We start from the raw sequence: 23,704 nt of genomic DNA on the forward strand, positions 1-23,704 counted from the left end.
CAGGGAAGTAGGCCGATTGTCGTACTCGTGCGCTAGGTGTAGACAGGCGCGGCGACTCTCGGTAGTCGGTGCTGCATATTCCTTTTTATTACGGCCGCTGGACTTGGCGAGTCACCAGTGCCAGTCGTCGACGGGACGCTGAAGCGGTCCTGCCCATCCGACGTGCTGGCTGGCCGACGCGCGATGTTTGGGGTATGCCTAGCCCTACCTTCGAGACTACGGACAAACCGATCGAAGCCGGGTACCACGCTGGCTAATCTGGATCACGTGGCTACCGTCTCTCCCAACGCGAAACCGCGCACCGTACTGGATGCCTTGGCGCGGCGGACGTTTCTGATTTCCTCCTGGCCGTGGCGGGCGTTGCTGTACGGGCTGAGCACCGGTCCGATGACGCTGCTGTTCGGGCTTCCGTTCGGGTTCTGCCTGCTGCCGCTCGCGGTGCTGGTCAACCGGGTCGTGCACGGGCAGACCTCGAACCTCGCGCTGGTCGCGGTGTTCTCGGTGTTCGGCATGCTGCTGTTCCTGGGCGCGGGCCCGGCGTGGGCGGCGGTGGTGGCCGGGGTCGAGCGGCAGCGGCTGCGCATGGTCGACCTGAATCCGGTGACTGTCCCCTGTGGACCGACCAGCGAACCGGGCTGGTGGCCCCGAATGCGGGCGCGCTACACCGAACCGGCGTCGTGGCGCGAACTCGGCTACGCGGTTCTGCTGTGCACCGCGATTCCCGCGCTGTACGCGGTGGCGGGCATGGTCGCGTTGTTCGCGGTGGTTTTGGCGGCCAGCCCGCTGCTCGTGAACGCGAACGACACGATTTCCATTGGCTTCACTGAGGTTTCCACTCCGGGCGGGGCCGTTCCGTACGCGCTGGCCGGTGTGGTCTTGCTCGTACTGTCGGGCTATCTGCTGTCCGGATGCGCTGGCCTGCACGCGATGTTGGCCCGTTCGCTGCTCACCGACGGCGCGGCCGAGAAGCTGCGCGGCGAGCTGACCGAGGTGTCGCAATCCCGGACGCGGCTGCTGTCGGCGTTCGACGCGGAACGCAAGCGCATCGAACGCGACCTGCACGACGGGGCGCAGCAGCGGCTGGTCGGGCTGAGCCTGCAACTGGGGCTAGCGAAGGTCGATCTGCCACCGGATTCGGAGGCGGCGAAGGCGGTGTCGGACGCGCATGATCAGGCCAAGAAGCTGATGGTGGAGCTGCGTGAGCTGATCAACGGAATCCACCCGCGGGCGCTCGCCGAACTCGGTTTGCCCGCGGCGTTGGAGGAACTCGCGGACGGCTGCGCGGTGCCGGTGACCGTTGATGTCGCGGTGCCGTCGAGGTTGCCGGAGTCGGTGGAATCCACCGCGTACTTCGTGGTGGCCGAGTCGCTGACCAATGTCGCCAAACATTCCGCGGCCAGCTGCGCCTCGGTGACCGCCAAAATTGTCGGTCGGGTCCTTACTATTGAGGTATGGGACAACGGGGCGGGAGGTGCTGATCCGGCACGAGGGACTGGGATCACCGGGTTGAGCGACCGGGTCGCCGTGCTGGGCGGCCGGATGTGGGTGCGCAGTCCGGTCGGCGGGCCGACCGTCGTGCGAGCGGAGCTGCCGTGTTGAGGGGAGAACCGATGCGGGTCGTCCTCGCCGAAGACGAGGTGCTGCTGCGCGAGGGACTGTGCGGGTTGCTGCAACGGTTCGGCTTCGAGGTCGTCGCCGCGGTGGGCGATGCCGAGAGGCTGCACGCCGCAGTGTGGGAGCATGATCCGGACCTGGTGCTCACCGACATCCGGATGCCGCCCGGACATTCGGACGAGGGCTTGCGCGCCGCGGTCGAGCTGCGGCGCACGCGGCCGGAGCTGGCTGTGGTGGTGCTGAGCCAGTACGTCGAACACCACCACGCGGCCGAGCTGCTCGACTCCGCTGAGGGGCGCGGGGTCGGCTACCTGCTCAAGGACCGGGTGGTCGACGTCGAGGAATTCGTCGGGACGCTGCGCCAGGTCGTCGACGGCGGGACGGCGGTGGATCCGCAGGTGGTGCGCCAGCTGCTGCGCCGGCGGGCCGATCCGCTGGCCCGGCTGTCGGCGCGGGAGCGGGAGGTCCTGTCGCTGATCGCCGAGGGCCGCTCCAACGCCGCGATCGCCCGGCGGCTGGTGGTGTCGGACGCGGCGGTGGGCAAGCACGTCGGGAGCATCCTGTCGAAGCTCGACCTTCCGCCGACGGATGACGGGAACCGGCGCGTGCTGGCGGTGCTGGCGTTTCTTCGCGGGGGAGGCTGAAGCGGTGCGAGCGCAGCACAGTCTGCGCTCGCACCGCCTCAGCGATTAGGCGGCGTTCACCACGGCGGTCAGGCTGGCCGCGAGCACGGAACGGTCTCGCCCGGCTGTCCATTGTGTACCGCTGTCAGTGCGGTATTCCAGCAGCGTCAACGCTTCGCTGGAGTTGCCGGAGCCGATACTCGTCTGGTGCAGCGCCACGATGTCGACCTTCCGCCCGTGCGCGCCGAGTGCGGCGGTGAGCGCTTCGACCGGCCCCGTTCCGGTGTGCGTGGTGGTGTACTCGGTTCCGTCGACCCGCAGGGTGATGCTGGTGTGTTCGTCGGCCGAGTTTTCGAAGCGGGACAACGTGATTGCCGGGTTCGGCTGGAGGTAGGCCGCTTCGAACAGCTGCCACAGTTCGGTCGCCGTCACCTCGTGGCCGGAGTCGTCGGTGTGGCCCTGGACGCGGCGCGCGAAGTCGATCTGCAGGCGACGAGGCAGCGCGATGCCGTACTCGCTTTCCAGCAGATAGGCGATTCCGCCCTTGCCGGACTGCGAGTTCACCCGGATCACGGCGGCGTAGTCGCGACCGAGATCGGCTGGGTCGATCGGCAGGTACGGGACGCGCCAGTCGAGTTCCCGCGCGGGCACGCCGGTTTCCGCGGCGCGCGCGTGGTGTTCGGCGAAGCCCTTCTTGATCGCGTCCTGATGAGCGCCGCTGAACGCGGTGTGCACGAGGTCGCCGACGTACGGATGCCGCGCGTGGACCTCGATCCGGTTGCAGTATTCGACGGTGCGGCGGATCTCGTCGATGTCCGAGAAGTCGATCATCGGGTCGACGCCCTGCGCGTGCAGGTTGAGCGCCAGTGTCGCCAGGTCGACATTGCCGGTGCGCTCGCCGTTGCCGAAAATGCAGCCCTCGACGCGTTCGGCCCCGGCCAGCACGGCGAGTTCGGCGCACGCGACGCCGGTGCCGCGGTCGTTGTGCGGGTGCACGGACAGGATCACCGAATCACGGCGGGCGAGGTTGCGGTGCATGTACTCGATCTGGTCGGCGTACACATTGGGCGTCGCGATCTCGACGGTCGCCGGCAGGTTCAGGATCACCGGACGGTCCGGGCTCGCCTGCCACGTCTCGGTGACCGCGTCGCAGACCTCCAGCACGTAGTCGGGTTCGGTGAGGTTGAAGACCTCGGGCGAGAACTCGAAGCGGACGTTCGGCAGGTCGCCGGCCGCGCGCAGAACGTCGCGGGCGCCGTCGAGGATCAGTTCTTTCAGCGACGCCTGATCGTGGCCGAGGACCACTGTGCGCCAGGTCGGCGCGGTGGCGGTGTACAGGTGGATCACGACGTCGTTGCGGATGCCGCGGATGGACTCCACGGTGCGCTCGATCAGATCGCGCCGCGCCGGGGTGAACACGACGATGGTGACGTCGTCCGGAGCCAGATCGGTGTCCGCCAGCAGCCGGACGAAGTCGTAGTCAGTCTGCGAGGCGGACGGGTAGCCGACCTCGATTTCCTTGTACCCCATGCTGATCATCAGCTCGAAGAACCGGCGTTTGCGCGCCGGGTCCATCGGCTCGGCCAGCGCCTGGTTGCCGTCGCGCAGGTCGACCGGCACCCAGAGCGGGGCTTGGGTGATCCGGTTGCCGGGCCAGGCGCGGCCGGTGTTGGGGACGTCGACGCGCTCGTAGACGTCGCGGTAGCGGTGCGATGGCATGCGGGAGGGTCGCTGCCGGTTCCAAACGGTGTTCATCTGCGGTCCTTCAGGTGATCGGAAGCCGACCGGCGCGCGTGCTCGCCCCACGGCGGGGGGCCGGTCCGGTCAGGCCCCGCCGTGGCGGCGAAGGAGAAGGAAGCGCGTGAACATCGAGGCGGAGCGTAGCACAACTCCTCAGACAAGTAGCGGGGTTGGGGCAGATCGCCGCGGCGGGCGGCGCGAGCGCTTAGGATTGGCCCGTGGAGCTGGAATTCGTGCGGACCTTCGTCGCCGTCGTGGACGGAGGGCAGTTCCAGGAAGCGGCCGCGGAGCTGGGGATCACGCAGCAAGCCGTGTCCAAACGCGTCGGTGCGCTGGAGCGCGAGCTGGGGGTGCGGTTGTTCACCCGGACCGCGCGCGGGGCCCGGCTGAGCAGCGATGGCGAGGCGTTCCTGCCGCATGCGCGGGTGCTGCTCGACGCGGAGAAGCGCGCGCTCGCCGCGGTGCGTCCGGAGAAACGCCCGCTGCGGGTGGACGTGCTGAACCGGCGAACCAGGTCGGCGCAGCTGGCGCTGGGTTTCCACCGGGCGTTCCCCGAGGTTGCGCTGGAAGTCGTGACCACGGGTGCCGAGCTGAGCTTCGACGCCGCTGTCGCAGCGGTCGCCGCTGGTTCGGTCGACGCGGCGTTCCGCGGGGTGCCGAAGCGCGACCTCCCGGGCGGCGTGACGAGCGGAGTCGTGGACTACGACGCACACGAACTGCTGGTCGGCCCGCGCCACCCGTTCGCCGATCTGCCGTCGGTGCCGATCGCGAAACTGGTCGGCCACCGGATCTGGATGCCCGGGCTGTCGGCGAGCACGGAATGGGGCGCGTACTACGCGGAGCTGTCCGAGGCGTTCGACCTGACCATCGACGTGTCCGGTCCGGTCTTCGGCAACGAAACGATGCTGGACGAACTCGCGACGTCCCCGGAGCTGTCGACCTTCGTGGGCGCGGGCTCGCGGTACTTCTGGCCGGACGAGTACGACCTCCGCCGGGTTTTGGTGGTCGACCCGACGCCGGTGTACCCGATGTCGCTGCTGTGGCGGCGGGAGCCATCGCACCCGGATGTGCTGAAGCTGCGGGATCACCTGGTGACAGGACCGGAGCCAGGGGACGGGGTTTGGCTGCCTGGCTGGGAGCAGTAGGTCAGAGCGGGTGTTCGTACCAGACGTTCGGCTCGACGTACACGCCCAGATCCTGCTCCTTCGACGCCAGCACCGGCGCGATTCCGCCCGGTACGACGGTGTGTCCGTCGCCGAGGCGGACGCCGGTCCACTGCTCCCACTGTGCGAGCGTGCCGGTGACGGTCATCGCGAACGGCGCGATCTTCCGGAACTCCGCGCCGAGTCGCTCGTGACTGCGCAGCCAGGGATCGGTGCCCCGGCCTAGGTAGTCCACAATGGACTCCAAAGGTGGTTTGCCGGTCGGCCGCACCGGCACGACCAGCCGGGAAAGCCCGGCCCGGCGCGCCCGATTCTTCAGCTCGGCGAGCGCTTGTGCGGCAATCCCTTGCCCGCGCGCGGATTCCGCGACGTACACCTCCAGCGCGACCAGCGTGGTCGGCTCCCGGCCGTCGAGGTGGTCTTCGGCAGCCCAGACGAGGGCGCCGTCCCAGCCGTGGTCGGGCAGCTCGGGCCGTTCCGCGGCCGGAAAGGCGACGGGGATCGCCGCCGCGCGCGCGACAGGGACCTTGCCGTCGAGGAGGACCAGGAAGAACTCGGGCCAGTGCGCGGCGATCCGTTTCGAGCTGGCCAGCCCGGCGGTGAGACCTTGGCCGAGGAACTCTCCGCCGACGAATCCCAGCTGGAGCGCGGGGATGCGCAGGTCCGGCCGGGTGGCAAGGTCTTCGAAGCGAATCATGCGGTCCCCCATCACCGCCCCGGGAAGGTTCCGCTCGCGGACCGCGGCCCAGGAAGCGGTGACCTCACCGAACCGGAAGCGCCGACCTTCGCCTCCCCAACGCCGCCGGGTCGAGATTCGCCCGGGTCCCTGCCCGATGTCCCTCCCGGTACCCCGACCCGGACAACCGCCGTGGCGCGGCCGAGCGCAGGTCGCCGTACTCGCGGTCAAAAGCCTGCTGCACCAACGCCGTCCGGTCCCGCACCACCAGTTCCGCCGACTTCCCGCCGACGACATCGGAGTACGTCCGCGCGGCGTTCTCCTCCGCCACGCTCAGCCGCTCGTGCACCGCACGCGCGAAACCGTGCAGCCACGTCCGCCGATAAGCCGCCAGCGATTCGCGGAACACCCGTTCCTCGGGGCGCACCCGCGTGAGCTGAGTGCTCGCCTGCAGCAACAGGCTGGTGAACAGCAGCTCGACCCGCGCGAGATCGGTGCGGAAGCCGAACACGGTGACCTCTTCGACGCCTTGGCCGACTCGGTGCAGCAGGGTCCGGCAGCGCAACGGATAGGCGATGCTGGTGAGCAGGCTGGCCTTGTCCCGGCTGTACGGATTGGCGATCGGCAGCCTCAGCACGGTGATGTCGTCGCCGCTTTGGCCGGACGCGGCCAGCATCGCGTTGTCGATCCCGTGCCGCGCGATCAGTTGCGCCGCTTTGGTGTTGTACAGCTCGGCTTCGGCGGGCGTGACGGCCGGGTCCTCGGCCTTGGCCAGCAGCTTCCGCACGCGCTCCAGCAACGTGTCGTGGTCGGGCATGACCCCCCTCTCCAGCAGGCGCGGCCCGTGCGGACCGGCATGGGGTGCACGGTAGGCGTGGGGTACGACAATATTCGATCAGATGTTCGGGAGTGACACTGGGCGCCCGGTTCGTCGCAGCCGTAGGCTCGGGGCGTGTCTCCGCCTGTCACGCTGGACGTCGCGGTCGTCGGCTCGGGGCCGAACGGCCTGGCCGCGGCCGTGGTGCTCGCGCGGGCCGGGCTGTCGGTCGAGGTGTACGAGGCGGCTGCCGAGCCGGGCGGCGGGGCGCGGTCGAAGCACCTGTTCGATTCCGGCGTTGTCCATGACATCTGCTCCGCGGTCCATCCGATGGCGGCGGCCTCGCCGTTTCTGAAGCAGTTCGATCTCGACCTCTGTCATCCCGAAATCCCGTACGCGCAGCCGATCGACGAGAAGACCACAGCGATCGCGTACGCGGATCTCGAACGCACCTGCGCGCGGCTAGGGAGCGACGGGGAACGGTGGCGGCGCTTCATGACGCCATTGATCGAGCACAGCGCTGAGATCACCGAAGTGCTCCTCGGCGACCTTCGACACCCGCCACCTCCGCGTACGGCGGCGTACATCGCGACGCGTGCTCTCGCGGCGACAGTGAATCCCTTCAAGGGCAAGGAAGCAGCAGCGCTGATTGCGGGTGTAGAGGCGCACGCGCTTGGCAAGCTGCCCTCGCTCATCGGCGGCGGCATCGCGGTACTGCTGAGCCATCTCGCGCACACCACGGGCTGGCCGATTCCCCGTGGTGGTTCGCAACGCATCACCGACGCTCTTGTCGCCGACATCGAGGCACACGGTGGTCGCGTACGCACCAACGCGCGCGTCACCGACGTACGCGAGTTAGCGCACGCGCGTGCGGTACTGCTTGACCTAGCGCCTAAAGGCGTACTAGAGCTAGCAGGGCCGCTCCTGCCGAAGCAGTACCGCACGGCGCTGGAGAAAGTCCGCTACGGGCCTGCGGCGGCGAAGGTCGACTTCCTGGTCTCCGAAGAAATCCCCTGGCGCGAAAAGGAACTAGCCCAAGCCGGGACGGTCCACATCGGAGGAACGAGGGCTGAGGTGCACGCGGCCGAAAACGCGGTAGCCGCCGGGAAACGGGCGAGAGACCCGTTCGTCCTCCTCTCCCAGCCGATGGCCGCCGACCCGTCCCGCGGTCTTCCCGGCAAACAGCCGATCTGGGCCTACGCCCATGTCCCGCAAGGAGATCCGCTCGACCCGACCGCGGCGATCATCCGCCGCATCGAACGCTTCGCTCCGGGTTTCCGCGACACGATCCTCGCCTCGCGCGCGATCCCGGCGAGCGAATTCGAGTCCTACAACCCCAATTACGTCACCGGCGACATCGCGGCCGCCGCGGTCACGATGCGCCAGGTGCTGGGGCGGCCGGTCTTGCGCTGGGATCCGTATCGGACTCCGTTGCGCGGCGTCTACCTGTGTTCGGCCGCAACGCCGCCGGGTCCGGGAGTGCACGGGATGGCCGGTCAGCATGCCGCGGAACGTGTGCTGCGCAACGAGTTCGGCTACCGCCCCGGTCGGACCAGGCCGGTTTCGTAGGCGACCACCACGGCCTGCGCCCGGCTCGAGATCCCGAGTTTGGGCATCAGCCGGTTGAGGTGCGTCTTCACCGTGGCCTCGCTGACCAGCAGCTGAGCCGCGATCTCCCCGTTCGGCATTCCGGTGCCGACCAGCCGGAGCACCTCGCGTTCGCGCTCGGTCAGCCCGCTCAGTTCCGGCGCGGGTTCGGCGGGCGGGCCGCTCGTGTACGCCTCGACCAGCCTCCGCGTGATCGTCGGGCCGAACAGCATGTCCCCGCGCGCCACTGCCTGGATGCCGGAAATCAGCGTCTCCGGCGGACTGTCCTTGAGCAGGAACCCGGCGGCGCCGGCCCGCAGCGCGCGGTACACGTATTCGTCGAGGTCGAAGACGGTCAGGATCAGCACGCGCGGGTTCTCCGGCCCGGCGAGGATGCGGGCGGTGGCGGACACCCCGTCGAGGCCGGGCAGCCGGATGTCCATCAGGATCACCTCGGGCCGCAGCCGCGCCGCCTCGTGCACGGCCTCCAGCCCGTCACGCGCCTCGCCGACAACCTCGACGCCCGGCGCGGCGTTAAGCAGCGCGACGAGGCCGGCGCGGACGAGGTCTTGGTCGTCCACCACGAGCACACTGGTCACTGGGGTTCTCCGGAGGTCCGGCCCGGGTACGGGAGGGTCAGCACAACCTCGAACCCCGCCGGTTCGCGAGGCCCGATTTCGATTTCGCCACCGTACATACGCGCCCGCTCGCGCATGCCGACGAGGCCGTGACCGGCGGGATTGCCGTCGGTGCGCGGTCCGCCGCCGGAGTCGGCCACGCGCAGCCGTAGCGCGTCGGCGAGGTACTCGACGTCCAGCGAGGCGAACGAATCCGGCGCGTGTTTCAACACGTTCGTCAAAGCTTCCTGCGCGACCCGGTACGCGCACAACTGCTGGCCCGACGGCAGCGTCCGCGGCGTTCCGGTGACCTGCAGCCGAACCGTGAGACCAGCCTCGCGGACTCGGCTGACCAGCGCGGGAAGCTCGTCGAGGCCGGGCTGCGGACGGTATTCGCCCGGTTCGTGATGCGGCGGGCGCAGCACGCTGAGCAGGCGGCGGAGTTCGTCCAGCGCCTCGGTGGTCGTGCCGGTGATCGTGTCGAGCGCGCCGCGCGCGGTGTCCGGCGCGGATTCGAAGACGTACCGCGCGAGGTTGGCCTGCACGGAGATCACCGACAGATGGTGCGAGACGACGTCGTGCAGCTCGCGCGCGATGCGCAGCCGTTCTTCCACGACTGCCAGCTCGGCGCGGTCGGCACGTTCCGCGGTCGCGTGCAGGGCGAGCCCGCGAAGGTAGACGGAGTGTCCAATAAGGACGGTCGCGGACGCTTGCAGCACGGCGATCACCGTGTCGCCGATCGGGTTCGAGCTGTCGCCGACGAGCATCGTCACCTCGAAACCGGCCATCGCGAACAGCGACGGCGGCCAGGCTTGCCGCACCGGATAGCGCGCCCACACTGTGTACGCGGCGATCAGCACGTCGGGACGGCCGAGCGTCGCGCGATACCCGGCCAGCGCGAACGCGCCGACGAGCACGGTGACCGCGATCAGCACGCCGATCGGGTAGCGCCGCCGGACCGCCAGCGGAACCGCTCCCGCCACCGCGAGCAGCAATCCGGGCAGCCCCGGACGGTCGCCGAGAGAACCGTGGTGGACCGCCGCCCCGGCGAAAAGGAATAGTCCGACCGCAGCGGCCAGCAGCGAATCCGTGAGGAGCGGCCGCGCCCGCAAGATCCGCATCACGCGCCCGAAGCTACCTTCCTGACCGGCGGTTTCCCAATTCTCTACCGCGGTCGCGGCAGGCCGCCTACCGCCAGGGTTTACCGGCGGATGCGGCGACGGGTGGATCCCGGGGACGGATCGAGCGGTTACGGTCGGTTCCGAATGGTCATCCATTCCCGCTGCTCGGCGGAGAGCCAGGGGTGGGGAGGATTCCGGGCTCTCCGCTGAGCTTCACCCCAGATACGCGTCCAGCGTCACCGCCAACGCCGATTCCGGCGAAGGCGCGAAGCTCGCTCCAGCCAGTCCGCCCCACAGCCACAGCTGCGCGAGACCGTGCAACGCGCCCCACAGCGACGCTGCGACGAGCCGAGGATCCGTACCCGGACGCAGTCGGTCGTCGTCCGCTTCGGCGCGGTCGAGACGTACTAGCTCCGCGAAGGTGTCGAAGACAGCACTGCTGGCCGCGACCAGCCCGGGCTCTTCAGGGTCAATGAGGTCGCGACGGAACATCAGCTCGAACATGGCGGGATTCGTAACCGCGAAGTCGACGTACGCATGACAGGCGGCCGTGACGCGCTCGCGCGGGGTGCCGTCGGGCAACTGTGCTCCCCGTTGGAGCAACTGTGTAAAGCCAAGCGTTGCTACGGCCGACAGCAGCTCCGCGCGTCCCGAGAAATGGCGAAGCGGCGCACCGTGCGACACGCCTGCCGCCTTCGCGATACCGCGCAACGTCACAGCCTCGACGCCGGAGCCGACAAGCAGGTCTGCTGCGGTACGGATCAACCGCTGGCGCGCGCTCATACCTGGGCTTCGGAGAAGGCCACGGGCAGCAGCTCCGGACGCTTCGGCAGGAAGCCGTCGCCGGGTGACCGGCCGATGAGCCGGTTGCGCAGCCGCGTGATCCCCACCGGCAGCACCTCCTGCCACAGCCAGCGCAGGTCGGCGATCGCGCTGCCCTGGGCCGGCGCGCCGGGCAATGGTTGCAGCCAGCTGCCGTCGTGCTCCACGCCAAGCCGGTCGAGCACGTGGCCGGCGACGCGGAGGTGCCCGGCCTGCGACAGATGCAGCCGGTCCGGCCCGAAGTAGCGTGAATCGTGCGCGGCCTGGTCCGGCCACAGGTCGACGAGCTTCGCGCCGTAGCTGACCGAAGCCTCGCGGATGGCGTCGTTGAGCGCGGTGACCCGCGGCCGCATCCGCCCGCCCAGCGGCATGCGATGCGCGATGTCGCTCAAGGTGAAGGTGACGACGTTCGGCGCGATCTGCGTGCACTGGCGGATCGCGGTGTCCACGCGACGCGCGACCGTGCGCGCGTCCCAGCCTCGGCTCATGACGTCGTTGCCGCCGCCGAACAACGCGATCAAGTCCGGCTCATGCCGCTCGGCAGCTGGCATCTGCTCCGCGGTGATCTGGTCGAGCCGCCGCCCGCGAACGGCCAGGTTGGCGTAGCGGAACGAGGTTTCGTCGCGCGCGAGCCGCCCGGCGACGTAATCCGCCCAGCCGCGGTACCGGCTGTGATCCGGGTAGGGATCGTCCAGCCCCTCTGCGCAGCTGTCGCCGACGGCGACGAACGTGTGGAAACCCATTCCGCTCTCCGTAACCCATGGTTCATCTTGTAGACACTGTCTATCAAAGTAGGTAGACGGTGTCTACACCCGGGCCCCGTTACCGTGTTGACTGAAGCTTCAGTCAAGGAGGTGTGGATGGCAGGCAAACGGGATCGCATCCTGCGGGCCGCGGTGGGCATGATCGCCCGAAGCGGCGTCCGGGGGCTGCGGGTCGAGGAGGTCGCCGCGGAGGCCGACGCGTCGACCGGGTTGATTTATTACCACTTCAAGGACCGGGCCGGGCTGCTGCGCGCCACCCTCGATCACGTCAACGACCGTGCCGAGCGTTACACCGCGCAGGAAGTACCGGATTCGGCGGACGCGCGGGCCGTGCTGGAACAGACGCTGCTGCTGGAACTGCAGGACACCGCCGAGGTCCGGGAGAACAGCACGGCATGGGGAGAGTTGCGGGCCAGTGCCGTCTTCGAGGACGACCTGCGGGAGCGTCTCGCCGAAGCCACTCGGCTGTGGGTTGCCGAGATCGCCGAACTGGTCGAGGCTGCCGGCGTGGCACCGGGCGGTCTCTCCGAACCCGCGGACGTTGCCGAGCGGCTGACGGCGCTGGTCGAAGGGCTGTCCGAACGCTGGCTGTCCGGGACCCTCGACCTCCAGCGGGCGCGTGTCCTCGTCCGGGGAGCGATCGTCGCCGAGCTGGGTTGATCAAATTGACTAAATTTTCAGTCAGTGTCAGAGTGAGGCTCCGCCGACCCGCTTGGAGCTCACTCGATGACGCACGAATTCGTTTCCCGCCGCACCGCGCTCACCGCCGCGCTAGGGCTCGGCGCCGCGCTGGGCGTGGCCGCGTGCGGGACCGAAACCCCAGCTCCGACTCCGGCCGCGCCTCCGTCACCGGGCAGCAGCGGCACGGCGTCCGGTGGTCGGGTGTTCGGGGCCGAATGGGAGAAGCACGCTCGCACCCTCATGGCCTGGCCTGCTTCGGACGGCGTCTGGGGTCCTGACCTGCCCGCGGTCCAGGCCGCCATCGCTGGGCTCGCCCGGGCCGTCGCCGGTTTCGAAAAGGTCGTCCTGCTGGCCGGTCCCGACCATCGCGACGCCGCCCAGAGCGCGGTCGGCTCCGACGTCGAGGTGGCCGAGATCCCGGTGGACGACCTCTGTGCCCGGGACACGGCCCCGGTCTTCATCCGGAACGCCGGAAAGCTGACCGGCGTCGATTTCGGGTTCAACGGCTGGGGCGGCAAACAGCAGCACGCCCGGGACGGCGCGGTGGCCAAGGCCGTGCTGGAGAAGTACCAGCTGCCCCGCATCGCGGCTCCGCTCGTCGCCGAGGGCGGCGCGCTGGAGACCGACGGCCAGGGCACGCTCCTGGTCACCGAAAGCTCGCTGGTCAACGACAACCGCAACCCGGGCAAGGACCGCGCACGCGTCGAAGACGAGTTGAAGCGGACGTTGGGCGTCACCACCGTGATCTGGCTGGCCGGAGTGAAAGGCGAGGACATCACCGACGCGCATGTCGACTGCCTCGTCCGCTACGTCGCACCTGGTGTCGTCTTGCTGGACAAGCCTTTTCCCGGCGCGCCGGCGGACGTCTGGTCGCGTGCCGCCGAGCAGGCGCGCGGAGTGCTGGCCAGCGCCGCCGACGCGGCCGGCCGGAAGCTCGAAGTCGTCGACTTGCCCCAGCCCGACCCGGACCGGATCACCGGCCGGGGCGAGGCGTTCGTGTCGTCCTACGCCAATTTCTACGTTGCCAATGGCGCGGTGTTCCTGCCGAAATTCGGCGACGAAGCCGCCGACGACCGGGCGCGCGGCATCCTGGCCGAGCACTTCCCCGGCCGCGAGGCCGTCCTGGTCCCGATCGACGCGATCGCCGCCGGGGGCGGCGGGATTCACTGCTCGACCCACGACATGCCCGGCTGATGGGGGAGCCGCTCGGCGCTCGAGCGTTTTTGTCGGTGCCTTGCGCCACTATGGCGGAGTGACTGCATGGAGAGATCAACTCAGCACTCTCGCTCAAGATCGGCTGCCCGCTGAGGTGGCGGCGAAATGGATCGAGCTGTTCCAACCCGGGATCCGGCTTGCCGCCGAGGGCATCGGGCCGCGCGTGGGGCAGCTCGGCGGAAATCCGGCGCTGCCGGACGCGGTGGAATGGCCGATCTGGGAGGAGAAGGGGCCGCTCACGTTCGTCGCCGCGGTGGATTGCGCGTCGCTGCCGCGGGAGTTTTTGACCATTCCGCTGCCGGAGACGGGGACGCTGCTGTTCTTTTCGTTCGACGGACGCTACGAACCCGATAACTACCGGCACATTCTGCCCACCGATGCCGACGGCTATCGAGTGATCTTCGTGCCCGAGGGCACCGCGGTCGCCGAACGAACGCCGCCGGCCGGCCTCGAGGCCTACCCACGCCGTGACGTTTTCGCGGAGATCGTGGCCACAGCCCCGGAAAGGGGGCACATTCTGCTGGACCAGACCACGACAGCGAGCGGGGCGTCCCTGGCCGAAGCTGTCGCGAAGGTCCTTGGCCCCGGGCGCGCGGGCACCGATGTGTTCGGAGAAATGACCTGGGAACTCAGCGAAGACAAGCCGAAACATCAGGTCGGTGGCTTCTCCACCGCGGTCCAGGACGCGGTGGAGAACGAGATCGCGGCGGAGGTGCTGGAAGGCGGGTGGCAAGATCCGCGGCTCAAGGAAGAAGCGGCCCGCTGGGTGCTGCTCGCGCAGTTCGACAGTGACAACGAAACCGACATGATGTGGGGCGACGTCGGGATGGTGTACTGGCTCATCCGAACCGACGATCTTAAAGAAGGCCGGTTCGACGCCGCCCGCAGCTTGATGCAGTGCGGCTGACGCTAAGCCCGAACGGAAATGGACCATGAAGATCTTGGTGGTGGGCGGCAGTGGCCTGCTGGGGCAGCACGTCCTCGACGAGCTGAGGAAACGCGGGCACGAGACGACCGCCGTCGCGCGTACGGCACGTGAGGGAGTCGACCGGACGCTCGACGTCTCGAAGGCTTCGCACGCCGAACTGCGCGAAGCACTCGACGGACACGACGGCGTCGTCTTCGCTGGCGGCATGGACGACCGCGCGGTCGGACGCGGGCCGGTTGAGCCTCGGTTGCGCGCGGGCAACGTCGCGCCTGTCGCCGCGTTGTTGCGCGCGGCGCGCGAAGCAGACTGTACGCGGGCGGCGGTGCTCGGGTCGTATTACACGTACTTCGACCGCGTACGCCCGGAGTGGGGGTTGGCCGCGAAGCATCCGTACGTGCGCAGTCGGCTGGAGCAGGCCCGCGTCGCGCGCGAGACGGCTGGGCCGGGGTTGCCGGTGGCGGTGATCGAAGTGCCGTTTGTCTTTGGGGTCGCGGAGGATCGGGTGCCGCAGTGGTCGGTGCCGATCGTGAAGTGGGTGCACTCCAACTCGCCGCTCCTCGCGCCTCCTGGCGGGACTGCCGCGACAAGCGCGCGTGGGGTTGGCATCGCGACGGTGGATGCGTTGGAGGCGGCGTCGGGCGCGGATGTCCCGGTGGCGGAGGAAAATCTGCAGTGGACGGACATGTTCGCCCGGCTGGCCGCGGCGGCGGGACGACCGCGCCGGGTGCGGTCGATGCCGTCCTGGCCGGTGCGCGGCGCGTTCAAGCTCGGCGGATTTCTCAACGGACTGAGCGGGAAGCAGCCGGGGTTGACGGTGCAGCACATGGACGGGTTGTTGTTGCGGGAGTTGTATTTGGAACTGAACTACTCGGCTCCGGTGGACGACGCGATCCGGGAGACTGCTGCTGCGCGGTAAGAATCAGCCCAGCCGGGCGCGGTGAGTCCGCACCGCCGCCAACCGCGGATCCGACGGCGCGAGCACGGCGGACAACGCGTCCAGAATCGCCAGATCGTCAGCACCACAGGAGGTTTCCCAGAACGACCACAACGTGTCCGCGTCGCCGCTGTTCAACGCCAGCTGGCGGACCTGCGCGCTGATCGATTCGCGTTCCTCCAGGATCGCGGGTGATTCCGACTCCGCGAGCAGCGGTCCCTGGAACGACCGGACCGCCGCCGCGGCGTCGCCGGCGCGCAGGGCGGCTTTGGTGCGCAGGAAATCCGCGTCCACGGTGGCCGCGAGGCGGTACGGGCGGGTCTGCAACACTCCGGTGCCGAGCTGGGTGCGCAGCCGGTGGATCTCGGCGCGCACGGTCACCGGGTTGCCAGCCTCGCCGTACAGCTGCAGCGCCAGCTTTTCCGCCGACAAGCCGCGCGGCTGAAGCGCGAGCAGGGTCAGCAATTCGGCGTGCCGCAAGGTGAACGGGATGTCGCGACCGTCCACAATGGTCGATCCAGGGCCGTCGGTGAGGTATTCGAGGGACAGTCGGCGCCGGGTCGCGGAGCCGGACGTGGCGATCCGCAGGAGGTAACCCTCGTCCAGCGGGTCGACGGTGGCGATCCGGCCGTCCGGCAGCGTCACCGTGCCGCCGCCTTTCCGCACCTCCACAGTGGACGGAAGCGTGCACGATTCGGCCGCCAGCACCCGTCCGCCCGCGGAAAGGAGTGCGCCGGGGCGGCCGCGCAGCGACGCCAGGTGCGGCATGTTCGCCCGCCGCACCTTCTCGTCGCGGACCGCCAGCTGGGCGCGCAGCCGTCCCTCGGCCAGCTGCGCGGTTGCGGTGACCAGCGACAACATCGCCGGATGCACGGTGCGGAGCGGGCCGCTGACGTCGATCGAGCCGAGCAGCGCGCCGGTGTCCGGGTCGCGCACGGGGGCCGCCGCGCAGGTCCAGGTGTGATAGCGGCGGACGAGATGTTCGGCGGAGTAGATCTGCACCGGCTGGCCGGTCGCGAGCGTCGTGCCCATCGCGTTTGTGCCGATCGCCTCTTCGCTCCACCGTGTGCCCTCGGTGAGCGCGACCTGGTCCGCGCGCAGCAGCACGCCGGTCGCGCCCTCGCGCCACAGGATCAGCCCGTTCGCGTCGGTCACGATCATCATGTGCTCGGCGTCGTCGGCGATGCTCACCAGCATCTCGCGCAGCAGCGGCAGCACCGGGGCCAGCGGATGCTCCGCGCGCAGGTCGGTGAGCTCGTCCGCCTCGAAGATCAGCGGGGCCTCGCCCGAGTCCGGGTCGACGTGCGCGGCCAGCGAGCGCTCCCACGACGCCGACACCACTGACCGTGGCGAGCGCGGTGCGGTAGCCCCGGACAGCACTGCTTCGCGGACATGCCGGAGCAGCCGCGCGTACGACTCCGGATCGCGCAGCAGGTCGGGTTCGGGCAGCTCCGCCACGTGAACGAGAGTAGAGACCCTGGTCACAAGGCTGCAACGTTGGCGCAACGTTGCCCGGCCTACGGTCGCCGCCGACCGTCACCGACCAGCAACGAGGCAGGGCAAGATGGCCGTATACGCCGCACCGAACACCGACGGCGCCGTCGTCGACTACGAGACCCGCTACGACCACTACATCGGCGGCGAATACGTCGCGCCGGCGGGCGGGCAGTACTTCGAGAACCCGACGCCGGTGACCGGGAAGACCTTCACCGAGATCGCCCGCGGCACGGCGGCCGACGTCGACCGGGCGCTCGACGCGGCCGAGGGCGCCGCACCCGCGTGGGGCCGCACCTCGACCGAGGAACGCGCGAACATCCTGCTCAAGATCGCCGACCGGATGGAGCAGAACCTCGAGCGGATCGCGGTCGCCGAGGCCTGGGAGAACGGCAAACCGGTCCGCGAAACCCTCGCCGCCGACATCCCGCTCGCGATCGACCACTTCCGCTACTTCGCCGGCGCGCTGCGAGCGCAGGAAGGCGGCATCTCGCAGATCGACGACAACACCGTCGCCTACCACTTCCACGAGCCGCTCGGCGTCGTAGGCCAGATCATCCCGTGGAACTTCCCGCTGCTGATGGCGGTCTGGAAGCTCGCCCCGGCGCTGGCCGCGGGCAACGCGATCGTGCTCAAGCCCGCCGAGCAGACCCCGGCGTCGATCCACCTGCTGCTGTCGATCATCGGCGACCTGATCCCGCCGGGCGTGCTGAACATCGTGAACGGATTCGGCGTCGAGGCGGGCAAACCGCTCGCGTCGAGCAACCGCGTGCGCAAAGTCGCGTTCACCGGCGAGACGACGACCGGGCGGCTGATCCTGCAGTACGCCAGCGAAAACATCATCCCGGTGACCGTCGAGCTGGGCGGCAAGAGCCCGAACATCTTCTTCGACGACGTCGCCGCGGCCAACGACGCGTTCTACGACAAGGCGCAGGAAGGCTTCGCGCTCTTCGCGCTGAACCAGGGCGAGGTCTGCACCTGCCCGTCGCGCGCGCTGATCCAGTCCGGCATCTACGACCGGTTCCTCGGCGACGCGGTCGAGCGCGTGAAGAAGATCAAGCAGGGCAACCCGCTCGACACCGAGACGATGATCGGCGCGCAGGCCTCGAACGACCAGCTCGAGAAGATCCTGTCCTACATCGACATCGGCAAGCAGGAGGGCGCGAAGGTGCTCACCGGCGGCGAGCAGTCCGACCTGGGCGGCGACCTGTCCGGCGGCTACTACGTGCAGCCGACGGTGTTCGAGGGCGACAACAAGATGCGCATCTTCCAGGAGGAGATCTTCGGCCCGGTGGTGTCCGTGGCGAAGTTCGACGACTACGACGACGCGCTCAAGATCGCCAACGACACCCTGTACGGCCTCGGCGCCGGCGTCTGGTCGCGCGACGGGAACACCGCCTACCGGGCGGGCCGCGACATCCAGGCCGGCCGCGTGTGGGTGAACAACTACCACGCCTACCCGGCCCACGCGGCCTTCGGCGGCTACAAGGCGTCCGGCATCGGCCGCGAGAACCACAAGATGATGCTGGACCACTACCAGCAGACGAAGAACCTCCTGGTCTCCTACTCCGACCAGGCGCTGGGCTTCTTCTGATGGGCGAACGGGTCGCCCTGACACCGGCCGCCGCCGACTTGCTGCGGCGGCTGGTGCCAGTCCACGGACCGGTGATGTTCCACCAGTCCGGCGGATGCTGCGACGGCAGCGCCCCGATGTGTTACCCGGCAGGCGAATTCCGGGTCGGGTCGCACGATGTGCACCTGGGAGACCTGACGGTGGACGGCATCGACGCGGTGCCGGTGTGGATGTCCGGGCCGCAGTTCGAGTACTGGAGGCATACGCATCTGACCATCGACGTGGTGCCTGGGCGGGGGAGCGGATTCTCGCTGGAGGCGCCGGAGGGGGTGCGGTTTCTGATCCGGTCCCGGTTGCTCAGCGATGAGGAGTCGGCGGAGCTGAACGGTTGATCGTGGTGCCCGGTGCGCGTTTACCGCGCACCGGGCACCGCTCGGTTGACCGCTGCGCGGCCGAAAACCTTGGTGCGCCTGCTCGTTGCCTTGCTAGGTTCACTCCATGCTGTCGCTGAAAGACGTCTACGTGGGCGAGCCGACCGTACTCGGCCACCAGCGGGACCAGCCGGTCCTGAGCGCCATCCGGAAAAGCCGGGTCGACGCGGACGAGCTGGCGTTGTCCGAGCTGAACCTGGCCGGTGACCGCCAAGCCGACCTCTCCGTGCACGGCGGTCCCGACAAGGCCGTCTACGTCTACCCGGTCGAGCACTATCCGACGTGGACCGGCGAGGGGTACGACGTCGCGCACGGCGACTTCGGCGAGAACCTCTCCGTCGAAGGCGTGCTCGAGAGCGACGTGCGGATCGGCGACATCTGGGCCTGGGGCGACGCGCTCGTGCAAATCGCGCAGCCGCGGCATCCGTGTTTCAAACTCGCGATGCGGACCGGCCGCAAGGACGTCGTGCCCGCGATGATCGACACCAACCGCTGCGGCTGGTACCTGCGCGTGCTGCGGCCGGGCACGGTCCCGACGGCCGGGCCGCTCGACCTGGTGGAGCGGGCCGAGGGGCCGACCGTCGCGGAGACGTTTCTGGTCGCGGCCGCGAACTACGCGCGGTTGCCCGAGCCGGGGCCGATGCTGGAGCTGGCCGAGCGGGTGCTGTCGACGGACGCGTTGCCGGAGGGGTATCGCAAGGGCATTCAGTCCAAAGTGGACCGCGCTAGGGAATCACTTCCAGTCGACCTGGGGTGAGCGGTAGAAGTCGATTCCCTGGGCTTCCCAGCGCGGCGCTTGCTTGGCGATGCGGTCCCGGTAGCCGTCCCAGGTCCGCGAAGCGCGGGGCGACCAGCCGATTTCCGCGACACCGGGCAGGCGCGGGAAGGCCATGTACTCGATGTCGTCGTTGGTCCGGATGGTTTCCGTCCACAGTGGAGCCTCGACCCCGGCGACGGACTTCTCCCCGACGCCGGGAACGAGCGTCGCCGGGTCCCATTCGTAGGCGTCGCGGACTTCGACCAAACCGGCCCAATCCTGGCCCAGCTTGGTCGATTCCGTGTACTTCATGTCGAGATAGGCGTGGTTGGCGGGCGACATGATGAACTTGTTCCCGCGCGCCGCGGCGGCGGCCACGTCCGCGTTCGGGCCGCCCTGATCCCAGTACTGCGGCACGGCGGACGTCGGCAGCGGTGCCTTCGCCATCTCGTGCCAGCCGGTGATCAGCTTGCCGTACTTGGCGACCATCGGGGTCACCTTCTCGTAGAAGGTTTTGTAGTCCGCGGCGGGCGTCGAGTGTGCTTCGTCGCCGCCGATGCCGATGTATTTGCCAGGAGTGATCGCGGCCAGTTCGCGGATCACGTCCTCCACGAATCGGTACGTGGTAGGCGATTTGATACACAGCGAGCTGTAGCCGACCTCGATGTCGGTGCGCGGCGGGACCGCCTTGCCGTCGCAGTTGAGTTCCGCGTACACCGACTGCGCGGCATTGGTGTGCCCGGGCATGTCGATTTCCGGCACGACCGTGATGTGGCGGCTCGCGGCGTACGCGACGATGTCGCTGTATTGCTCCTGCGTGTAGTAACCGCCCGGATCGCCGTACGCGGCGGTCTTGCCGCCTTCGGTCGCCAGCTTCGGCCAGCTCTTGATTTCGATGCGCCAGCCCTGGTCGTCGCTGAGATGCAGGTGCAGGGTGTTGATCTTGTACTGGACGATCTGGTCGATGTACTTCTTCACCTGCGCGGGCGTGAAGAAATGCCGCGCGACGTCGAGCATCGCGCCGCGGTGGGCGAAGCGCGGGTAGTCGAGCACGCTGCCGCCGGCGATCGTCCACGTCCGGTGCTGCACGGACTTCGCCTCGATCGCCGAGGGCAGCAGCTGCCGCAGCGACTGGACGCCGGTGAAGAGCCCGGCGGAAGTGTTGGCGCGCAGCCGGACGCCGTTCTTCGTGACGTCGAGCTGGTATCCCTCGTCGCCGACGCGCGGGTCGGCGTGGCCGAGGTCGAGCGAGATCGCGGACAAGCCCGGGCTCACCGGGACGACCGGCAGCGGGAAGCCGGTCGCGGGCCGCAGCAGCCCGCGCAGGTACGCGGCGACGTCGCCGGTGCCGTGCCCGGCCCGGATCACCGTCAGCGGCGTGAGCCGGAAGGTGGCGTCCGCCTTCGCCACGGCGTGCACCGGCACCGGTACGAGGTCGGTCACCTGCCGTTCGCTGGGCGCGGGACTCGCCGCGGCCGGCCCGGGCACTCCCACCGCGGCGAGCCCGAGCACGGTCACCCCAAGCACGGCCCTGGACAGGGTCTTCCTCACGGCATACCTCCGGTCGCGTCGCGGAGAAGGCGGACTCCAAGAGGTATAGACCACTACCGGGGACGCTGACAACGCCCGAAAGGGTCGGCTGACGCCCGATGTCCCGTTCGCCGGGATGCCCGCCGCGCCCCAATGCCGCATTCGGTGCGCTCAGCGCACCGAACGCCACATTCGGTGCGTCGCATGCACCCAATGCCACATTGGGGTTTTCTCAGTAGTGGCCTTGGGGAGGTCCGTGAAGGACGTCTGCGGGAGCGGCGTGGCGTGGCGTGGGTCGGCCGCGTCGCCGCAGCTGCCCGCGCCGCATTCCACCGCGCAGCCCTGCGGGGAGACCCCGGTTTGCGCGGGGTTCTCGCGTCGCGCGGCTGCCCTGACGCGCGATGCCGAGGTCCGTGAGGGGAACCTTCACGGACTCAGAGTCCCTCAGGGTTCCCCTCACGGACCTCGGCGGCAACGGAGCCACGCGGCCCGGCGGTGCACCACTGAGAAAACCTCATCTGTGCGGTGCTCAGGGCCGCAGGATCGCCCGCAACGCGTCAAGCACCGCTGGGTCTTCGATGGTCGACGGAACCGCTTCGTCGCGACCGTCCGCGATCCCGCGCATCGTTTTGCGCAGGATCTTCCCCGAGCGAGTCTTCGGCAGCGCGTTGACCACCGAGACGTCCCGGAACGCCGCCACCGGCCCGATGTCCCGGCGAACCAGCGCGACCAGTTCGTCCCGCAACTGCTCCTCGGGCACCTCCACGCCGGACTTCAGCACCACGAAACCGCGCGGCACCTGTCCCTTCAACTGGTCCGCGACCCCGATCACCGCACACTCCGCGACCGCCGGATGCGACGCCAGCGCGGCTTCCATCGAACCGGTCGACAGCCGGTGCCCGGCCACGTTGATCACGTCGTCGGTGCGGCCCATCACGAACAGATAGCCGTCCTCGTCGAGGTAACCCGAGTCGCCGGTCAAGTAGTAGCCGGGGTAACGCGACAGGTACGCCTCTCGGTAGCGCTCGTCGTCGCCCCACAGCGTCGGCAGCGAACCCGGTGGCAGCGGGAGTTTCAGCGTGATCGCGCCTTCGCGGCCCGCCGGCAATTCCTCGCCCGCTTGATCGAGAATGCGCACGTCCCAGCCGGGCACCGGTTTCGTCGCCGATCCGGGTTTGACCGGCATCGGTTCGAGCCCGCGCGGGTTGGCCGCGATCGGCCAGCCGGTTTCGGTCTGCCACCAGTGGTCGACGACCGGCGTGCCGAGGATGTCGTGCGCCCAGTGGTAGGTCTCCGGGTCGAGCCGCTCGCCCGCCAGGAACAGGGTGCGGAACCGGGACAGGTCGTACTTTTTGAGTTCGTCCGCGTCCGGATCCACCTTCTTCACCGCGCGCAACGCCGTCGGCGCGGTGAACAGCGCCTGCACGCCATGCTCGGAGATGACCCGCCAGAACGCGCCCGCGTCCGGCGTCCCGACGGGTTTTCCTTCGTACAGCACGGTTGTAGCGCCGACCAGCAGCGGCGCGTAGACGATGTACGAATGCCCGACGACCCAGCCGACGTCGGAAGCCGTCCACCACACGTCGCCGGCGTGGACGTCGTACAGCGCGCCCATCGACCACGCCAGCGCGACCGCGTGCCCGCCCGCGTCGCGGACCACGCCCTTCGGCCGCCCGGTGGTGCCGGACGTGTAGAGGATGTACAGCGGATCGGTCGCCTTCACCGGAACCGGATCCACCGGGTCGGCGTCGGCGACGAGCTCGGTCCAGTCGAGGTCAGTGCCGGACAGCTCCGCGCGCGCCTGCTCGCGCTGGAACACCACGACGTGGTCCGGCTGGTGCTCGGTGGTTTCGAGAGCGGCGTCGATGATCGGCTTGTACTCGACGACCCGCGTCGGCTCGATCCCGCACGACGCGGCGAGGATCAGCTTCGGCTTGGCGTCCTCGATCCGCGCGGCCAGTTCCTTCGGCGCGAAGCCGCCGAACACCACGGAATGCACCGCGCCGATCCGCGCGCAGGCGAGCATCGCGATGACGGCCTGCGGAATCATCGGCAGGTAAAGGATCACGCGATCGCCGCGGGTCACCCCGAGCGACGCGAGCGCGCCGGCGAAGGTCGCGACCTCGTCGCGCAGCTCGGCGTAGGTGTAGCGGCGTTTGCGGCCGCTGACCGGCGAATCCCAGATCAGCGCGTCCTGCGCGCCGCGACCGCCGTCGGCGTGCCGGTCGAGGGCGTTGTAGGAGGTGTTCAGCTCGCCGTCGGGATACCAGCGGTAGAACGGCGCGGCGGACGAATCGAGCGCGCGGGTGGGCCGCTGCGTCCAGTCGATCGCCCGGGCCGCGTCGAGCCAGAACTGCTCCGGGTCGTCCAGACTGCGCCGATACGTCTCGGTGTACGCGCCCACGAGGTCTCCTTTGACTTCAGACGGCCGAATCTGCCCTCATGATGGCCTTTCCCCCGGCGGGTCGCAGGTCAGCCGCGTCCGGCGAGATCGATGCGGTGGATCACGTTCCCGCCGCGACCCGGCAACCCCGCGGAGGCCGTGTGCGTCCTAAGCTGGACCGTGGGGAACGGCCGCGCAGCGGCAGGAAGACAACACTGACAGTGAGGGGAACCA

At 69.1% G+C, this 23,704-nt stretch carries 21 protein-coding genes; 11 read left to right on the top strand and 10 right to left on the bottom strand.

All coding sequences use genetic code 11. The annotated features are described in order from the left end of the window. Positions 1 to 267: 267 nt before the first annotated feature. Complete coding sequence (locus tag ACFXI3_RS18740; RefSeq protein ID WP_378400751.1) at positions 268 to 1,599, top strand: sensor histidine kinase; 1,332 nt, start codon at positions 268 to 270, stop codon at positions 1,597 to 1,599. An 11-nt stretch (positions 1,600 to 1,610) separates the two neighbouring features. Beyond that, positions 1,611 to 2,258 carry a response regulator gene (locus tag ACFXI3_RS18745; protein WP_378400753.1) on the top strand — a complete coding sequence of 216 codons (648 nt, stop codon included), beginning with the start codon at positions 1,611 to 1,613 and terminating at the stop codon, positions 2,256 to 2,258. 45 nt (positions 2,259 to 2,303) lie between these two features. Here the strand turns inward: ACFXI3_RS18745 and ACFXI3_RS18750 are convergent, their stop codons facing one another. After that, entirely contained in the window at positions 2,304 to 3,992 is a 1,689-nt protein-coding gene (locus ACFXI3_RS18750; RefSeq protein ID WP_378400755.1) for a 2-isopropylmalate synthase, read from the bottom strand. Between the two features lie 203 nt (positions 3,993 to 4,195). On the opposite strand from ACFXI3_RS18750, the gene ACFXI3_RS18755 reads away from it, so the two are divergent. Next, positions 4,196 to 5,122 carry a LysR family transcriptional regulator gene (locus ACFXI3_RS18755; RefSeq protein ID WP_378400757.1) on the top strand — a complete coding sequence of 309 codons (927 nt, stop codon included), beginning with the start codon at positions 4,196 to 4,198 and terminating at the stop codon, positions 5,120 to 5,122. Between the two features lies 1 nt (position 5,123). On the opposite strand, the gene ACFXI3_RS18760 is transcribed toward ACFXI3_RS18755, so the two are convergent. Both ACFXI3_RS18760 and ACFXI3_RS18765 read right to left on the bottom strand, forming a co-directional pair. After that, positions 5,124 to 5,837 carry a GNAT family N-acetyltransferase gene (locus ACFXI3_RS18760; RefSeq protein WP_378400759.1) on the bottom strand — a complete coding sequence of 238 codons (714 nt, stop codon included), beginning with the start codon at positions 5,835 to 5,837 and terminating at the stop codon, positions 5,124 to 5,126. Positions 5,838 to 5,901: 64 nt separating this feature from the next. Further along, positions 5,902 to 6,633, bottom strand: a complete 732-nt coding sequence (locus ACFXI3_RS18765; RefSeq protein WP_378400761.1) for a DUF2786 domain-containing protein — start codon at positions 6,631 to 6,633, stop codon at positions 5,902 to 5,904. Positions 6,634 to 6,768: 135 nt separating this feature from the next. Here ACFXI3_RS18765 and ACFXI3_RS18770 point away from each other — a divergent pair, with 135 nt between their 5' ends. Continuing rightward, positions 6,769 to 8,202 (top strand): phytoene desaturase family protein, encoded by a 1,434-nt coding sequence (locus ACFXI3_RS18770; RefSeq protein WP_378400763.1) that lies wholly within the window; start codon positions 6,769 to 6,771, stop codon positions 8,200 to 8,202. Here the strand turns inward: ACFXI3_RS18770 and ACFXI3_RS18775 are convergent. From ACFXI3_RS18775 to ACFXI3_RS18790, 4 genes are all read right to left on the bottom strand, one after another. After that, complete coding sequence (locus tag ACFXI3_RS18775) at positions 8,169 to 8,819, bottom strand: response regulator transcription factor (RefSeq protein WP_344280431.1); 651 nt, start codon at positions 8,817 to 8,819, stop codon at positions 8,169 to 8,171. The genes ACFXI3_RS18770 and ACFXI3_RS18775 overlap by 34 nt on opposite strands. Beyond that, complete coding sequence (locus ACFXI3_RS18780; RefSeq protein ID WP_378400810.1) at positions 8,816 to 9,958, bottom strand: sensor histidine kinase; 1,143 nt, start codon at positions 9,956 to 9,958, stop codon at positions 8,816 to 8,818. Before ACFXI3_RS18780 ends, ACFXI3_RS18775 begins: the two co-directional genes overlap by 4 nt. Before the next feature lie 213 nt (positions 9,959 to 10,171). Further along, positions 10,172 to 10,741: a TetR/AcrR family transcriptional regulator gene (locus tag ACFXI3_RS18785; RefSeq protein WP_370934010.1), complete on the bottom strand. Its 570-nt coding sequence runs from the start codon at positions 10,739 to 10,741 to the stop codon at positions 10,172 to 10,174. After that, positions 10,738 to 11,523: an SGNH/GDSL hydrolase family protein gene (locus ACFXI3_RS18790; protein ID WP_344280425.1), complete on the bottom strand. Its 786-nt coding sequence runs from the start codon at positions 11,521 to 11,523 to the stop codon at positions 10,738 to 10,740. Before ACFXI3_RS18790 ends, ACFXI3_RS18785 begins: the two co-directional genes overlap by 4 nt. A 117-nt stretch (positions 11,524 to 11,640) precedes the next feature. Between ACFXI3_RS18790 and ACFXI3_RS18795 the strand changes: the two genes are divergently transcribed. The 4 genes from ACFXI3_RS18795 to ACFXI3_RS18810 all read left to right on the top strand — a co-directional run bounded on the left by ACFXI3_RS18795 (position 11,641) and on the right by ACFXI3_RS18810 (position 15,284). Then, positions 11,641 to 12,204, top strand: a complete 564-nt coding sequence (locus ACFXI3_RS18795; RefSeq protein ID WP_378400765.1) for a TetR/AcrR family transcriptional regulator — start codon at positions 11,641 to 11,643, stop codon at positions 12,202 to 12,204. Positions 12,205 to 12,270: 66 nt separating this feature from the next. Then, positions 12,271 to 13,419 (top strand): agmatine/peptidylarginine deiminase, encoded by a 1,149-nt coding sequence (locus tag ACFXI3_RS18800; protein WP_378400767.1) that lies wholly within the window; start codon positions 12,271 to 12,273, stop codon positions 13,417 to 13,419. Between the two features lie 58 nt (positions 13,420 to 13,477). After that, positions 13,478 to 14,347, top strand: coding sequence for a YwqG family protein (locus ACFXI3_RS18805; protein ID WP_378400769.1), 870 nt, complete (start codon positions 13,478 to 13,480; stop codon positions 14,345 to 14,347). A gap of 25 nt (positions 14,348 to 14,372) precedes the next feature. Beyond that, positions 14,373 to 15,284: an NAD-dependent epimerase/dehydratase family protein gene (locus ACFXI3_RS18810; protein ID WP_378400771.1), complete on the top strand. Its 912-nt coding sequence runs from the start codon at positions 14,373 to 14,375 to the stop codon at positions 15,282 to 15,284. A gap of 3 nt (positions 15,285 to 15,287) precedes the next feature. Here the strand turns inward: ACFXI3_RS18810 and ACFXI3_RS18815 are convergent, their stop codons facing one another. Next, positions 15,288 to 16,760: a GAF domain-containing protein gene (locus ACFXI3_RS18815; protein ID WP_378400773.1), complete on the bottom strand. Its 1,473-nt coding sequence runs from the start codon at positions 16,758 to 16,760 to the stop codon at positions 15,288 to 15,290. Between the two features lie 106 nt (positions 16,761 to 16,866). Here ACFXI3_RS18815 and adh point away from each other — a divergent pair, with 106 nt between their 5' ends. The 3 genes from adh to ACFXI3_RS18830 all read left to right on the top strand — a co-directional run bounded on the left by adh (position 16,867) and on the right by ACFXI3_RS18830 (position 19,557). Beyond that, complete coding sequence (adh, locus tag ACFXI3_RS18820; protein WP_344280408.1) at positions 16,867 to 18,390, top strand: aldehyde dehydrogenase; 1,524 nt, start codon at positions 16,867 to 16,869, stop codon at positions 18,388 to 18,390. Further along, positions 18,390 to 18,761 carry a DUF779 domain-containing protein gene (locus tag ACFXI3_RS18825; RefSeq protein ID WP_378400775.1) on the top strand — a complete coding sequence of 124 codons (372 nt, stop codon included), beginning with the start codon at positions 18,390 to 18,392 and terminating at the stop codon, positions 18,759 to 18,761. Before adh ends, ACFXI3_RS18825 begins: the two co-directional genes overlap by 1 nt. A 106-nt stretch (positions 18,762 to 18,867) precedes the next feature. Beyond that, complete coding sequence (locus ACFXI3_RS18830; protein WP_378400777.1) at positions 18,868 to 19,557, top strand: MOSC domain-containing protein; 690 nt, start codon at positions 18,868 to 18,870, stop codon at positions 19,555 to 19,557. Here ACFXI3_RS18830 and ACFXI3_RS18835 read toward each other — a convergent pair. Together ACFXI3_RS18835 and ACFXI3_RS18840 are read right to left on the bottom strand one after the other, a co-directional pair. After that, positions 19,534 to 21,108: a beta-N-acetylhexosaminidase gene (locus ACFXI3_RS18835; RefSeq protein ID WP_378400779.1), complete on the bottom strand. Its 1,575-nt coding sequence runs from the start codon at positions 21,106 to 21,108 to the stop codon at positions 19,534 to 19,536. The genes ACFXI3_RS18830 and ACFXI3_RS18835 overlap by 24 nt on opposite strands. A 508-nt stretch (positions 21,109 to 21,616) precedes the next feature. Further along, positions 21,617 to 23,491: a propionyl-CoA synthetase gene (locus tag ACFXI3_RS18840; RefSeq protein WP_378400781.1), complete on the bottom strand. Its 1,875-nt coding sequence runs from the start codon at positions 23,489 to 23,491 to the stop codon at positions 21,617 to 21,619. Between the last annotated feature and the right edge of the window lie 213 nt (positions 23,492 to 23,704).

The organism is Amycolatopsis sp. NPDC059235 (genome assembly GCF_042754125.1).
GTDB lineage: Bacteria > Actinomycetota > Actinomycetes > Mycobacteriales > Pseudonocardiaceae > Amycolatopsis > Amycolatopsis albidoflava.